This window comes from Bacillus sp. CGMCC 1.16607, assembly GCF_042683745.1.
In the GTDB taxonomy this organism is placed as follows: domain Bacteria; phylum Bacillota; class Bacilli; order Bacillales; family Cytobacillaceae; genus Pseudoneobacillus.
In genome coordinates, this window is the sequence record NZ_JBHUJX010000025.1 from 116,284 (window position 1) to 130,331 (window position 14,048).

Annotated in this window: 16 protein-coding genes; 5 read left to right on the top strand and 11 right to left on the bottom strand. The window is 34.4% G+C overall.

The window, feature by feature from the left end:
- The first annotated feature begins 128 nt into the window (after nucleotides 1–128).
- The 5 genes from pflB to yidC all read left to right on the top strand — a co-directional run bounded on the left by pflB (nucleotide 129) and on the right by yidC (nucleotide 5,554).
- Nucleotides 129–2,354: a formate C-acetyltransferase gene (gene pflB / locus ACFSO7_RS16880; protein WP_377878508.1), complete on the top strand. Its 2,226-nt coding sequence runs from the start codon at nucleotides 129–131 to the stop codon at nucleotides 2,352–2,354.
- A 51-nt stretch (nucleotides 2,355–2,405) separates the two neighbouring features.
- Nucleotides 2,406–3,149 (top strand): pyruvate formate-lyase-activating protein, encoded by a 744-nt coding sequence (gene pflA, locus ACFSO7_RS16885; RefSeq protein ID WP_377878509.1) that lies wholly within the window; start codon nucleotides 2,406–2,408, stop codon nucleotides 3,147–3,149.
- Between the two features lie 102 nt (nucleotides 3,150–3,251).
- Complete coding sequence (locus ACFSO7_RS16890; protein WP_377878510.1) at nucleotides 3,252–4,322, top strand: hypothetical protein; 1,071 nt, start codon at nucleotides 3,252–3,254, stop codon at nucleotides 4,320–4,322.
- A gap of 129 nt (nucleotides 4,323–4,451) precedes the next feature.
- Nucleotides 4,452–4,748: a hypothetical protein gene (locus ACFSO7_RS16895; protein ID WP_377878511.1), complete on the top strand. Its 297-nt coding sequence runs from the start codon at nucleotides 4,452–4,454 to the stop codon at nucleotides 4,746–4,748.
- 32 nt (nucleotides 4,749–4,780) lie between these two features.
- A complete protein-coding gene (gene yidC / locus ACFSO7_RS16900; protein WP_377878512.1) occupies nucleotides 4,781–5,554 on the top strand; it encodes a membrane protein insertase YidC in 774 nt (257 codons plus the stop codon).
- A 30-nt stretch (nucleotides 5,555–5,584) separates the two neighbouring features.
- On the opposite strand, the gene ACFSO7_RS16905 is transcribed toward yidC, so the two are convergent.
- The 11 genes from ACFSO7_RS16905 to ACFSO7_RS16955 form a co-directional block, all read right to left on the bottom strand.
- Nucleotides 5,585–7,003 (bottom strand): LysM peptidoglycan-binding domain-containing protein, encoded by a 1,419-nt coding sequence (locus ACFSO7_RS16905; RefSeq protein WP_377878513.1) that lies wholly within the window; start codon nucleotides 7,001–7,003, stop codon nucleotides 5,585–5,587.
- A gap of 118 nt (nucleotides 7,004–7,121) precedes the next feature.
- Nucleotides 7,122–7,460, bottom strand: coding sequence for a fluoride efflux transporter FluC (locus ACFSO7_RS16910; RefSeq protein ID WP_377878514.1), 339 nt, complete (start codon nucleotides 7,458–7,460; stop codon nucleotides 7,122–7,124).
- On the bottom strand, nucleotides 7,457–7,837 hold the full coding sequence (gene crcB / locus ACFSO7_RS16915) for a fluoride efflux transporter CrcB (RefSeq protein WP_377878515.1): 381 nt from the start codon (nucleotides 7,835–7,837) through the stop codon (nucleotides 7,457–7,459). The genes ACFSO7_RS16910 and crcB overlap by 4 nt, the downstream gene beginning before the upstream one ends.
- Before the next feature lie 26 nt (nucleotides 7,838–7,863).
- Nucleotides 7,864–8,454 carry a GNAT family N-acetyltransferase gene (locus ACFSO7_RS16920; RefSeq protein WP_377878516.1) on the bottom strand — a complete coding sequence of 197 codons (591 nt, stop codon included), beginning with the start codon at nucleotides 8,452–8,454 and terminating at the stop codon, nucleotides 7,864–7,866.
- Between the two features lie 177 nt (nucleotides 8,455–8,631).
- Nucleotides 8,632–10,629: a DUF6449 domain-containing protein gene (locus tag ACFSO7_RS16925; RefSeq protein ID WP_377878517.1), complete on the bottom strand. Its 1,998-nt coding sequence runs from the start codon at nucleotides 10,627–10,629 to the stop codon at nucleotides 8,632–8,634.
- Entirely contained in the window at nucleotides 10,604–11,503 is a 900-nt protein-coding gene (locus tag ACFSO7_RS16930) for an ABC transporter ATP-binding protein (protein ID WP_377878518.1), read from the bottom strand. The genes ACFSO7_RS16925 and ACFSO7_RS16930 overlap by 26 nt, the downstream gene beginning before the upstream one ends.
- Entirely contained in the window at nucleotides 11,496–11,882 is a 387-nt protein-coding gene (locus ACFSO7_RS16935; protein ID WP_377878519.1) for a GntR family transcriptional regulator, read from the bottom strand. Before ACFSO7_RS16935 ends, ACFSO7_RS16930 begins: the two co-directional genes overlap by 8 nt.
- Nucleotides 11,883–12,047: 165 nt before the next feature.
- Nucleotides 12,048–12,251, bottom strand: a complete 204-nt coding sequence (locus ACFSO7_RS16940; protein ID WP_377878520.1) for a DUF6501 family protein — start codon at nucleotides 12,249–12,251, stop codon at nucleotides 12,048–12,050.
- A gap of 48 nt (nucleotides 12,252–12,299) precedes the next feature.
- A complete protein-coding gene (locus ACFSO7_RS16945; protein ID WP_377878522.1) occupies nucleotides 12,300–12,764 on the bottom strand; it encodes a VOC family protein in 465 nt (154 codons plus the stop codon).
- 100 nt (nucleotides 12,765–12,864) lie between these two features.
- Nucleotides 12,865–13,734 carry a gamma-glutamylcyclotransferase family protein gene (locus ACFSO7_RS16950; protein WP_377878523.1) on the bottom strand — a complete coding sequence of 290 codons (870 nt, stop codon included), beginning with the start codon at nucleotides 13,732–13,734 and terminating at the stop codon, nucleotides 12,865–12,867.
- 68 nt (nucleotides 13,735–13,802) lie between these two features.
- Nucleotides 13,803–13,955, bottom strand: coding sequence for a hypothetical protein (locus tag ACFSO7_RS16955; protein WP_377878524.1), 153 nt, complete (start codon nucleotides 13,953–13,955; stop codon nucleotides 13,803–13,805).
- Between the last annotated feature and the right edge of the window lie 93 nt (nucleotides 13,956–14,048).

Below are 14,048 nucleotides of genomic sequence, written 5' to 3' on the forward strand. Positions count from 1 at the left end.
ATTTACTTTGACTTCACAAGTTGTTAACAATTCCAATCGTATATTGTGACTTTTATCACCTATAATCTGTAGTATAAGTTTTATGATAAAACCATCAAATCTGTTATATCTAAAATGAGGTGGAATGCATGAATATGTGGACAGGATTTGTTAAGGGTACTTGGACAAATGAAGTAAATGTAAGAGATTTTATTTTAAAAAATTTCCAACCATACGATGGTGACGATCGTTTTCTTACAAGTTCTACTACCGCTACAAATAAGCTATGGGAACAAGTAATGGAGCTAACAGCTCAAGAACGAGAAAAAGGCGGAGTTCTCGAGATGGATACCGAAACAGTATCTACCATCATCTCGCATGGAGCAGGATATTTAAATGAGGAGCTAGAAAAAATTGTAGGTGTTCAGACGGATAAACCTTTTAACCGTTCGCTTCAGCCTTTTGGTGGAATCCGAATGGCAAAGTCAGCATGTGAAGCTTATGGTTATCAATTAAATAAAGAAGTTGAAAAGATTTTTACAGATTATCACAAAACCCATAATCAAGGTGTTTTTGATGCTTATACAGATGAAATGATGCTTGCAAGGAAAGCTGGTATCATTACAGGTCTACCAGATGCATACGGACGTGGACGTATTATTGGGGATTACCGTCGAGTCGCCCTATATGGGGTTGATTTCTTAATTAACGAAAAGAAAAAGGACCTTGCCACAACAAGTAAAGTTATGACTGAAGAGAATATGCGTCTACGAGAAGAAATTTCGGAGCAAATTCGTGCACTTAATGAATTAAAACAATTAGCAAATATCTACGGATTTGATATTTCCGAGTCAGCTTGTAACGCAAAGGAAGCATTTCAATGGTTATACTTCGGCTATTTAGCTGCAATTAAAGAACAAAATGGAGCTGCAATGAGTCTAGGAAGAGTGTCTACATTCTTAGATATATACATTGAACGTGATTTACAGAACGGCACTTTAACAGAAGAAGCTGCCCAAGAGCTGGTTGATCATTTCATCATGAAGCTAAGGCTTGTGAAATTTGCCCGCACACCAGATTACAACGAGTTATTCAGCGGTGATCCAACTTGGGTGACAGAATCAATTGGCGGAATCGCATTAGACGGACGCCCACTCGTAACAAAGAATAGCTTCCGTTTTTTACACACTTTAAATAATCTCGGTCCAGCACCAGAACCAAACTTAACGGTTCTTTGGTCGCCACAGCTACCAGAAAACTTTAAAAAATATTGTGCGAAAATGTCTATTAAAACAAGTTCCATCCAATATGAAAATGATGATATTATGCGTCCAGAATATGGCGATGATTACGGTATTGCCTGCTGCGTTTCCGCGATGGAAATCGGTAAGCAGATGCAATTTTTCGGAGCACGTGCTAATTTAGCCAAAGCGCTACTATACTCGATCAATGGTGGAATGGATGAACAGATAAAGATTCAAGTGGGTCCAAATTATGCTCCAATCACTTCAGAAATATTAAACTATGATGAGGTAATGGAAAAATTCGATCAAATGATGGAATGGTTAGCTGATTTATATATAAATACTTTAAACGTCATCCATTATATGCATGATAAATATAGCTATGAACGGATTGAAATGGCCCTACATGATACTGAAGTGATGAGAACAATGGCAACTGGCATCGCTGGCCTTAGTGTAGTTGCCGATTCTTTAAGCGCAATAAAATATGGTGAAGTGAAAGTAATCAGAGATGAGAATGGTATCGTCATTGATTTTGAAACAAAAGGTGATTATCCGAAATACGGAAACAACGATGATCGTGTAGATGAAATAGCAGTCGAATTGGTTAAAAGCTTTGTGAAAAAACTTCGGAAACATCTGACGTACCGTAACTCTGTCCATACTTTATCTATTCTTACGATTACTTCAAACGTCGTTTACGGAAAGAAAACAGGGAATACTCCTGATGGACGCTTAGCTGGAGAACCATTTGCACCTGGTGCGAACCCTATGCACGGACGTGACACAAAAGGAACTTTAGCCTCACTGTCATCGGTTGCCAAGTTACCATATGATTACGCATTAGATGGAATATCAAACACATTTTCTATTGTACCAAAGGCGTTAGGAAAAGAAGAAGAAAGCCAAATTCGAAATCTCGTATCTATCTTAGATGGATATTCATTAAAGTCTGGTCATCATTTAAATGTAAACGTATTTAATCGTGAGACATTAATGGATGCGATGGAACATCCAGAATTGTATCCTCAATTAACGATACGTGTCTCTGGATACGCAGTAAACTTTATTAAACTAACACGTGAACAGCAATTAGATGTGATTAATCGAACATTCCATGAATCGTTATAAAAAAGACTAAATAAATGTCCACATCTTGTTAAACGAAAGGAGATTTTCATCATGAACGGAAACATTCATTCAATTGAGACACTAGGCACAGTAGATGGACCGGGAATCCGATATGTCGTTTTTACACAAGGGTGTCTCTTACGCTGTCAGTTTTGTCATAATGCAGACACATGGGAAATTGGGACTGGAAAGCAAATGTCTGTTTCCGATATCATGAACGATTTGATTTCTTATCTTCCGTTTATTCAAGCTTCAAACGGTGGTATTACAGTAAGTGGAGGTGAACCTCTCTTACAGATTCCTTTTTTAATTGAGCTTTTTAAAGAATGCAAAAAAAAAGGAATCCATACAACCATAGATTCATCAGGTGGATGTTATTCAAACGCAAAGCTCTTCCAAGAGCAATTATCGGAATTACTCCAATACACGGATTTAATATTACTAGATTTAAAACATATTAATCGAAAAAAACATATTCAACTTACTGGATTGCCCAATGATCATATTCTGGAATTTGCCCATCATCTTTCAGAACAACAAGTACCTATTTGGATTAGACATGTACTTGTTCCAAGTGTCACAGACGATATAACGGATTTGAATAAGATGGGAGATTTTATCAGTACTTTAAAAAATGTGCAGAAAATCGAAGTTCTCCCCTATCACAAGTTGGGAGTTTATAAATGGGAGGCACTTGGTCTAGAATACCCTTTGAAAGATGTTGAACCACCTACTGATGCACAAGTAGAAAACGCTCTGCATATCTTATCTAAGAAGTGTCAGTTTACTTCTTAATTTGTTTAACTCCCCCTATTTAGATGCTGCACATAAAATGTGTAGCTTTTTTTATTTGATTCCTTATACATATTCTATATAATGGAAATAGAGGTGATTTATATGGTTTATCAGACTTCTAAGACTAAATGGGGGATCTATCTAACTTTATTATTTTTAATCTTAATTGCCAATTACACTTTGTATCATCAACCAATTTTCTTACCTTTTGATAAAAATGTCGTTATTGCTTCTCTCATTGATTTTATTATTGTCATTCCGATCATGACATATTTTTTCATTATTCGTAAAAAATATTCGATAAAGGCAATCTGCATTCCCATACTTGGCGGTTATGCAGCGGCACACTATATTATTCCACAAGACTTACTGCAAACATATTCACAGATTACTTGGATTGTTATTGGAATCGAAGTTTGTATTATAGGACTTGAATTATTTATTCTCTATAAAGTCCTCACAAAACTGCCGACTCTTATTAATGATTTTAAGAAACGTACAACTGAAGGGATTTATTTTTTCGAAAATATAAGCATTACCTTAGAATCAGTTATGCCAAAATCTCAAATAAAAAAAATAATGTCAACAGAAATGTCTATTTATTTTTATTCATTATTTTCGTATCGGAAGAAGCCTTTTGCACCTGTTAATGTTGAAACCTTTACATATCATCAAAAAACAAGTGTTATTGCATTAAACATCATGTTAATACATGCCATTGTTATTGAAACGATTGGAATTCATTATTTCTTACATCAAGTAAATCCAATTCTTTCGTATATACTTTTATTTTTAAACGTGTATTCAGTTTTATTATTTTTGGCAGAGATTCAAGCGACACGTCTCTCCCCTATTCAAATAAATTCAGATTATCTTATCGTCCAGATTGGACTAATGAAAAGAATTAAAGTTCCTTTCCAAGCGATTTCTCAATTTAACTATTACAACGGTCCTGAGAAATTAAGTAAAAAGGAGCTTGAACATACTTTTGATGCACGTGTAAATGATTTCATTCAAGAGAAACCGATGTTTGAAATTGCATTAAATAATCAAATAACAGCTAGCCTTCTATATGGCTTTACAAAAAAAGTAGATCGTCTTCTGATTTCCGTTGACGAAGCAGATCGTTTTTATCAAACCCTAAATCGCAAGCTTCAAAAAATAGAAGATTAACTCTTTAACACATTAAAGCACTAGGGGACAGTCCCCCGGTGCTTTAATGTGTTAAAGTAAAAGGTAAAAATCTTCTATTGTATAATTTCTTGATCGCGATTACACTATATACATTCGTGTAATAATGAGGTGAGACTTATTTTAGAACTTTTTGGTGAATTAACTGAACTCAATGCCATCTATGCCATCTATACAGGGATAATTCTAAGTCTTATCTTAAAATATATTTGGACAATCAATTTTGAAAGCTGGGAAGATACTTCCTTTGCAAATCAATCTTACGAATATAAAAAAAACGATCATCAAATCATTTTAAAAAAGTTCCGAACTAAATCCCATTTATTATTCATATGGATCATTCAAATCGTCCGTCGAAAAGACGCAACATCTTCTGACGAAACGAACCACTCTATTTTCTTCTATTAAAATTATTTTATTTTAGGAGGAAATGGAAACATATGAAAAAATATTACGTAGTAATGATGACAATTCTTATCTTCACCCTTACAGGTTGCTCAGCACAAAGTGGAAACGATCCATCATTTTTTCAACACTTTTTAGTCGGGCCATTTAAATCAGCGATACATTTTACCGCAAACCTTTTTGGTGGAAGCTTTGGGATCGCAATCATTTTACTAACTTTAGCTGTTCGTTTTGCCCTTCTACCATTGATGCTAAAACAGTATAAAAATCAGGCGGAAATGAAGGGAAAAATGGATCGTTTAAAACCAGAAATGGATGACATCCAAAAACGATTAAAAGCTGAAAAAGACAAATTAAAACAACAAGAAATCCAAAGGGAAATGTTTGGATTATATAAAAAACACAATGTCAATCCCATGTCAATTGGGTGCTTGCCGTTATTATTACAGATGCCAATTCTTATGGGCTTCTACTATGCTATTCGCGGTTCTGAAGAAATTGCCTCTCATTCCTTTTTATGGTTTAGTCTTGGGCAACCAGATATCGTGATTACTCTAATTGCAGGAGTCGCTTATTATTTTCAGTTCAAAGTGTCTCAAGCAAATATGCCGATTCAACAGCAACAACAGATGAAATTTATGGGACTTCTCTCACCTATTATGATCGTTGTTTTCTCCTTTAAAGCACCAGCTGCTCTTCCATTATATTGGACAGTCGGTGGAGTTTTCTTAATTATTCAAACGATAATAGGTAGAAAAATGTATCCATCAGTGAAACAAGAGGAGTTACCTGAAAAACAACAATCATAGAAAAAATGCCAGGGCATAGCCTTGGCATTTTCACATTAATTTTTTAATCGTAAAATTATCTTCTAACAACACCCAATTTTGCGGATAAGGATAGCCTAATACCCAATAACTAACTCCTCTTAAATTATAGTCTTTTATCGTATCAAATTTTGCTTGAGCACTTCTAGCATCCTCAAACCATACAATATGGTTTCTACCTTGTTCATCTTTATAATTAAAGAATGGTGATGCCGCAACAGGATCATATTGAATTATTGCTCCGTATTTTACCGCACGTGCAACTGCTTCCTGGGGACTATATGTTTCTGCTTCCTTTCCTTGAACATGTGGAATGACCCAGTCTCTAGCATATAACTGAAAGCCCATTAAAATTTTATTTCTCGGAATGACGGTTACTGCATAATCTAAAACCTGCTTAATTTTATTCAAAGGAGAAACGGCTTGTGGAGCTCCGAATCTATAACCCCATTCATAAGTCATTAACACAACAAAATCAGCGATTCTACCGTGAGCGGCATAATCATGCGCTTCATATAATAATCCTTTTTGTTCAGCAGATTCCTTTGGTGCTAATGATGTCGAAACAAAATAGCCATCTTTGTGTAAAACATCAACCGCACGTTGTAAAAATTGATTATATAATTCACGGTCCTGTGGAAGAACATTCTCAAAGTCAATATTCAATCCTTTATATCCCTTGTCTTTCATTATTTTTAAAATATTTTCTAATAATTTTGATCTATGTTCCTCACTTGCCAAAACTGAATGTGCAATATTATGCCCTGTGGAAGAGGAGGTGAAATTCGTAATTGACATCATTGGAACTGCATGTTTTGATAACCCAGTTTGAATTGCTTGTGTATCATCCTTCATATAAAGCACCAAAGATCCGTCTTCTTGAATGACATATGCAAAGGGAGCAAGGTAGGTTAAATGTTCTGCTACCTCTCCAACCATCTGAACGGCGGCTTCGCCTGAATGATACGTAAAAGCATTGGATTCAATTATTGGCTTTCTTTTCGGTATCGTCAAAACCATACCTATATATAATGAATTGGGATTTTGAATTCGATTGGCTTTTATTATTTCTTGGATGGTCGTTTGATAGCGTTGAGCGATTTGCCAAAGCGTTTCACCTGATTGAACGGTATGTTGAGTTGGAGGAATCCGTAATGTTGCTCCTGGATAAATGACTGCTGGATTCGAGATTTGATTTGCTCTCATTATCGCATCAACGGTTGTTCCATATCTCCCGGCAATCATCCATAAAGCCTCACCGGATTTCACGGTATGAATTAAATCGTTTATTGGTACAATTAATGCTTGACCGACAACTAACTGATTTGGCTTTTCTAAGCCATTAACCGTTACCATTTGTGCAATGCTTACTTGATACCGATTAGCAATTTGCCATAAAGCTTCTCCTCTTTGTACAACATGTATAATCATGGCATCCTCCAATATTAAAGTTCTCTAAGTAAAATATGATGAAAGAACCCATTTTGTGAAATGATCAAGTATTTACAAGATTGTCCATAAAAAAAGAAAAGCCTGTAGCAGGCTCTTCTTATTTACCAAGCATCAATCCAACAAATGCTAATAATATTCCAACAATATAACTTAATAATAAATAGGCAATCGCTGAGATTTGACGCTTTTCAATATATAATTTAAATGATTCTAAATTTAATGTTGAAAAAGTGGTAAATGCTCCGCAAAATCCACTAGCTAAAAAAGCCAACGTCGTTTTCGAATATCCTTCTCCAATGAAATACCCTAATAAAAATGAACCAATCATATTAACTAAAAAAGTGCCATATGGCAGTCGATGATTTAATTTTTTTGTAATATAGAATCTTGAAATTGATCCTAGAAATCCACCCAGTAAAACGTAACAAATCGTCATTGACTTACCGCCTTACGAATACCTAGAAAATATCCAAAAGCCGTAATCAGCATTCCAACGAATATACTTAAGAATAAATAAACAAACAATATTCCAAAATGTGATTCTTCAAATAATTGAACTGACTCTACACTTAAAGTTGAAAAAGTAGTAAAAGAACCGATTACACCCGTTGAAAAAGCCGTTTTCAACTCTTTACTAATCGTATGTAGCGGCATCATTCGAGCAGCAAACCACCCCAGTATAAAAGATCCAAGTAAATTAACGATAAGTGTCCCAAGAGGGAATTGATTCCAGTGCGGTAGTGAGATATGCGACACAAAAAATCTTAAAAAACTTCCGATCGCACCTCCTAATCCTACATACACATAAATCATTTTTACCACCTCGAATTTTCACAGAATCACTTTTGCAATTTTATCAAAAGTTGAGCTTTAACTTCTGGCCATTCTTCTTTTAAAATACTATAAAACACAGTATCCCTTATGTAACCATCATCTATGATACGATCCTTGCGGAATACACCTTCTTTTACTCCACCAATCCGCTCAATCGCTTTTTGCGATCTAATATTACGCAAGTCTGTCTTCAACTGAACCCGATTCAAATCCCATGTTTCAAAAGCATGTTGGAGTAATAAAAATTTGCATTCTGTATTTACTCTGGTCCGCCATACACTCGGATGATACCAAGTCCAACCTATTTCAACACTTTTATGTGTTGGCGAAATATCCAAAAATCTTGTACTCCCAATCATACGATTTGTGTCTTGCTCTTGGATGACAAACGGATAAGATATTCCTTGTTCTCTATCAGCAATGGCGCTTTCCACCACTTTACGAGCGGTTCCCAAACTCCTAATCTTCCCTGCCGTAAATGCCCAAATTTCTTCAGGCTTCGCTGCTTCCCATAAATCAGAAACGTGAGATTCTTCCATTGGTATTAATTTAACAGTATTCCCAATAAGCTCAAAAATTTCGCTCCACATTTTCATCTCTATCGCTCTCCCATAAAATAAAACTAATTTTACCATATTTATTATTTAACTATCTTATTAATTTTCTAAAAACTAGAGAAAGCCGACTTAAATAGTCAGCTTTCTATCGATATGGTTGGGTTGCAAACCGTTGTTTTAGACATCATTCACTATAGGCCGATAGCTATGACGCTTTCACTTAAAATGTTCACGGACAAATTCAGGTAAATTATTTTTAGAAAAACTTTGGATCATTGGTCTATGTTTATCATCTTTAAAATAAATGCCAACTAAATAATCACCTTCATTATACCATTTGGATTTTTTTAAGCATTCTTCGATTTTATTATGATCTGTAATGACAAGTGTGTTCTGCTTCATCTCAAGTTCATCCAGTAATTCTTCTGTAGAAGGCATCTTATTTACATCATATTGATTATTCTCATTTACATCGACAATAATTTTAGAAATGTCACTAGCAGTCATCCGTGCTTGCTGTTGCAGTCCATTTTCTTTTAACCATTTATCTACTTTTTCATATGATTTTTTCCAATCCAAATGGAGTTGCTTCTTAGGTGAAATAAATAATTCCATTGCTGCCCATGATTCTTGTGGATTTAGGATTGAAGCTGCACCTTCATTTAACATTTCTTCTTGTAATATGCTCGCAAGTTCGAATATTTTTGTTTGATCCGTTATAACTACAGAATTATGAATATATTCATTCGGATGGAAGCTAATTCTTTTTATTTCATTTACATCCTTCACGTGTAAAAGCGGATTGTTATTATACTTATATTCATCAGTGACAACGATTTCTTTCATATAGTCATTATACATATCCACTGGAATACGATAATCACGAACAAGCATTTTACCATTTTTCATTTCATATCCAATCACGACGGACCTTGTTTGATAAATAGGCGCTTCTTCTAATTGCTCTTTCTTACTAATAATTTCTTTGTGTAATTCATGCACTTTTACTAAATTATTATGATTCTTAAGGAAAAAGGTTTGATTTGTATCATAATCATAAATGATTCGATTGTCTTTGTTTTTTAGAAAATAGACTGTATCCCCAAAGTAAACTCTATCGACATTAGCTAAATCGGGCACTTTTTGTTCGAACTTTGCACCAGTAAGTTGGAATAAAACCCCAAGTACAGCAACAAAAGTGAGGAAAAATACATATCCCTTCCACTTTCTGAACACTCTCCATGATTTTGCTAATACCATTTCAGCTATCAAGTAACCAATTAGAGAAGCAACTACCATACCAAATAAGGCCCATCCTAGTTCGTTTTTGGATCCTCCAAAATAAAACCCACCAAGAAGTAAACTACAAAATGCCACTCCATATTTAAAAATGGGCTGTAAGTTGCGAAAGGCAATTGGTTGTTGGGCTGATTCAATTTTTCGATATTTATATATGACTAGTGCAAAGATAGCCAATAATATCGTTATTCCACCATAAGCCCATGCTTCTTTGCCTGTAAATGGCAGTCTTGAAAGTTCAACTGCTCTTACAAAAGGAACAAGTCTTTCAATATTTGCATTCAAATAATATTCAGAAGAATAGCCAAAAAAGAAATATTTAAGATTAAAGACTGATAATGAAAATATCCCAAAAGGCAGAATGAATAGGATATAAGTAATTACAGCATGTACGGCTGATATTCCCGTAACCATGGCTACAAATACACTTATAAAAAAAACAAAAAGATTAAAAAGAATGGTAATTCCTATCCAATTCAAGATCTCACCAACTGTTATAGTTGGGAAAACATGGATTACATCATAAAACATAATTAATATTATCCCAGTAATCAGAACCGGAATGATCAAAATAAACATTCCATATAATACATTTTGGATAAAAAACTCTTCACGTTTTACAGGTAAACTGTGGAAGAAATCAGCTGATCCTTTCATATGCAAATAACGGAATAACACCATCGCTAAGATGACAGGGACAATAAACATGAGAAATGCTTGTATAGGATCCATAATGTAAAATAAATTTTCTTCATAATAATTACGGAATTGGCTTTGCTCAGCGTCATACGACAAAATAAACTGCAGCGGTAAAATAAAGAGTAGAATTAGAAAATAAATGACTCCAATCCAGCTAAGACTCCTTATATTTTGTTGCATTAGTCCTTTATTAAACGACAATGTTTTCAATGGCATACCCCATATCCCCCATTTCGTAAATGAATATTTCTTCTAATGTTAGTGGCAATAAATCAAAGATTACTGGTTTCTGATTACGAACATAGGTATCTATTTGATTTCGATCCCCTTTTACAATCCAAATTGATACACTTCCTCTGCTTTCCCGGTGTAATATTTGAAAATCTTTTAGGAAGGAAGCATGTACTGGATTTGAGAAGGCCACTTGAATTTTATGAATGTCTGATTTCAACTCATCTAACTCTTTTTCAATAACTAATTTGCCATTATGGAGAATGCCAATATGGTCACAAAGATCTTCTACTTCTCTCAAATTATGGGAAGATATTAATATCGTCATCTCTCGTTCTGCCACATCTTGAATAAGTAAATTTTTTATTTTTTGACGCATTACAGCATCGAGTCCATCTAAAGGTTCATCAAGAATCATAATATCCGGCATTGCACAAAAAGCTAACCAAAATGCTACTTGACGCTGCATCCCCTTAGAAAGGCGATGAATTTTTTTATCGATGTTGATTGGAAATGAAGCTTTCAATAATTCAAAACGATCTTGATTCCAATTAGAGTAAGTCGATTGATAAAAATGTGCCATTTGACGAATGGTTGATTGCGAGAAGAAGTAAAGTGAATCGGGTAAATAAATGATTCGATTTTTTAATGAAATATTTTCAAAAACTTGCTCCCCGTCAATATTGACTTCTCCACTATCTTCTTTATATATCCCTGCAATAATTTTTAATAACGTTGTTTTTCCAGCACCATTTGTTCCAAGTAAACCATAGATAGACCCTTTTTTTACTTGAAAATTAATATTTTTCAGAGCATCAATATCTTCAAATTTTTTATGTAAAGCACTTACTTTAATCATGGTTTTCACCACCTTTAATACTTTCCACAGCTTGGTCAAGTAAGGAAACAATATCTTCCTTTTTAATTCCTAAAAATAATGCCTCCGATATGAGCTTTGCTAAAGCTTCCTTCATTTTCTCCACCTTTTCATTTGTCATTTTTAATGTTGGTGCGACAAAACTGCCCTTACCTGGAACCGAATAAATATACCCTTGTAACTCAAGCTCTCGATATGCCTTCTGGATTGTATTGGGATTAATCGTTAAATCTTTCGATAAAGTCCTTACAGAAGGTAATTGTTCATCTACCTTAAACACTTCATGTATAATAAGTTCCTTCAATTTTTCAACAAGCTGTTCATAAATGGGAATCCGACTTCTCACATCTAAATCAAACACCGAATAACCTCCCCTCAAAATAACTGTTATACGTGTATTAACTGTATTATATATCTTAGTACAGTTTAATTATATTCGTTTCTTTTGAAAATACAACCTTTTAAGCAAAAAAAATCAGTACGCAAGTGTTTGCATACTGACTTAGTCAATTTTAGTTAAACTTCATTATCCTTCTTGGAAGTACTCCTTATAAAAGCCTCCTACCTTACCAGAGTTATCGATTATAAAGTAGAATTCCTCTGTTTCGTTTTTCACTTCATATTCTTTACCAACTGTTAAAGCATGGTTAACAATATATTTCTTTGCATCCGTATGGACGCATTTTACCTTTTTAACCGTTTCTTTGTTTTGCCATATTTGATGTAACATGGATGACACTCCTTCTCTTTCTTCTTTATCCTAGTATAATGAATGCTATTACCTATGCGCAATATTATTTTTCGAATGCCATTCACTTAAATAAATGACACCAAGCTCAGGTTTCGATTCTCCGTCCAACACAGTGATAAATTCTAATGAGTTTCCATCTGGGTCTGGAAAATAAACAGAAGCAGCTGGCATCCATGAGTGAACAACAGGTTCAGTAGGTGCTAAGCCAAATGACTCACTCGCTTCAATTCCCTTTTCTTTCAACCAATCAATCGCATTAATTATTTCTTCATATGTAACTCCAAACGCAATGTGATTACGCATTATTGGTTCTTTCTTTTCCCATATCCCTAACATTTGGCCAATTTTCTTATCCTTATTAAATTGGAAAAAGGCTACTCTTCTTTCTTCTAATTTGTACACAAGAGTTAAGCCTAAATTTTCATAAAATTGAATCGCCTTTTCTAAATTATTCGTACCTAAATGTGCCTCAAACAAGTTCACATTCATCATTTTTTCATTCCTTTCTTTATCTTTATTCTAATGATAAATCTTATCGAAACTGAAAAAATCATTAGCACGGTTGAACTTGTTCTCGGTCTTTAGAATGAGGTTATTCCCAATCGCTTAAATCAAAAGGCGTATTCAAATCTTTTAATTGTTTAACTAGTTTTTTATAGTAACCAGCACTTACTCGATTCTTACTACCTCTTAATATTTCCACTGCATAATGTTCTGGTGGAGCGATTTCTTCTTTTTTATCATACACATGGAAGGTCAGCGCATCCTGGTAGACCCTTCCATCCACAAGAACATCTACAAATGTTGCTCTATACCAACCTGTGTGATAGCCTTCTCGATGAAACAAATATTCGACGGCATCATATGGTGTCTCATAAAGAATTCCTTCCGTAAGACCACCATCTTCGATAATATCAGCACGACCACCATCAGCTGAAGTAAATAAATACTTCATTGAATAATTTTCCAATGTAGCTGCCCCAACCACTTTCTCGAAATATTGATCCACTTTCGCCTTTTGAAAACGGTCCATATCCATACAAGAACCATAGGCATAATAATAAACCGTTTCAGGTTTTTGCACTGTTAATTGATAGACTTTCCAATCTCCGTTAGGGATTCGAATTTCATTTTCTGCTTCCGAAAGGTAAACAAAGGCCTCAAAATCTCCAATATCCGTTCTTATCATTTGAACGACTCGATCATAAAGATTATTCGTTCTACCAACCTGATAATCTTCCAATTCGTCAAGTTTCTCTAATTGATCCCCGTTTATTTCATACAATTCACCATAAACCTTTTGATCTTCTGAAGGCCTCATCATTGGATACCCTCTACCTGTATCAAATAATTCACCATTGGTCCAAGCTTGTTCAGAAATACGGATTGCACCTTTTAGTAAAAAATGATTTCTTTCATGTTTCCGAAGTGTACCATATACAAATACGAATTGTTTAACCATGCTCACTACTCCTCTTTTTCTCTAGAATAACATTTTTCCAGAAAAAAAGAGACAGAATAATCTGCCTCTTAATAACAATTACACTGATTATTTTGTTTTAATATTGGTACATAACAGATGAAAGGTCTATTATTTATCATCTTCGTTTCAGCGACTAATTTCATTAATTCGCGTTCTCTTTGTTTTTGTAATTCTTCTATCACATAGAAATGATCATACATTCGAATCGCTCCTTTAAAATGTTTTCTTATTTGTACTCTAATCATATGAAAAATACAAAATGAAAACATTGGCAAAGAGGATGATTGTAACTC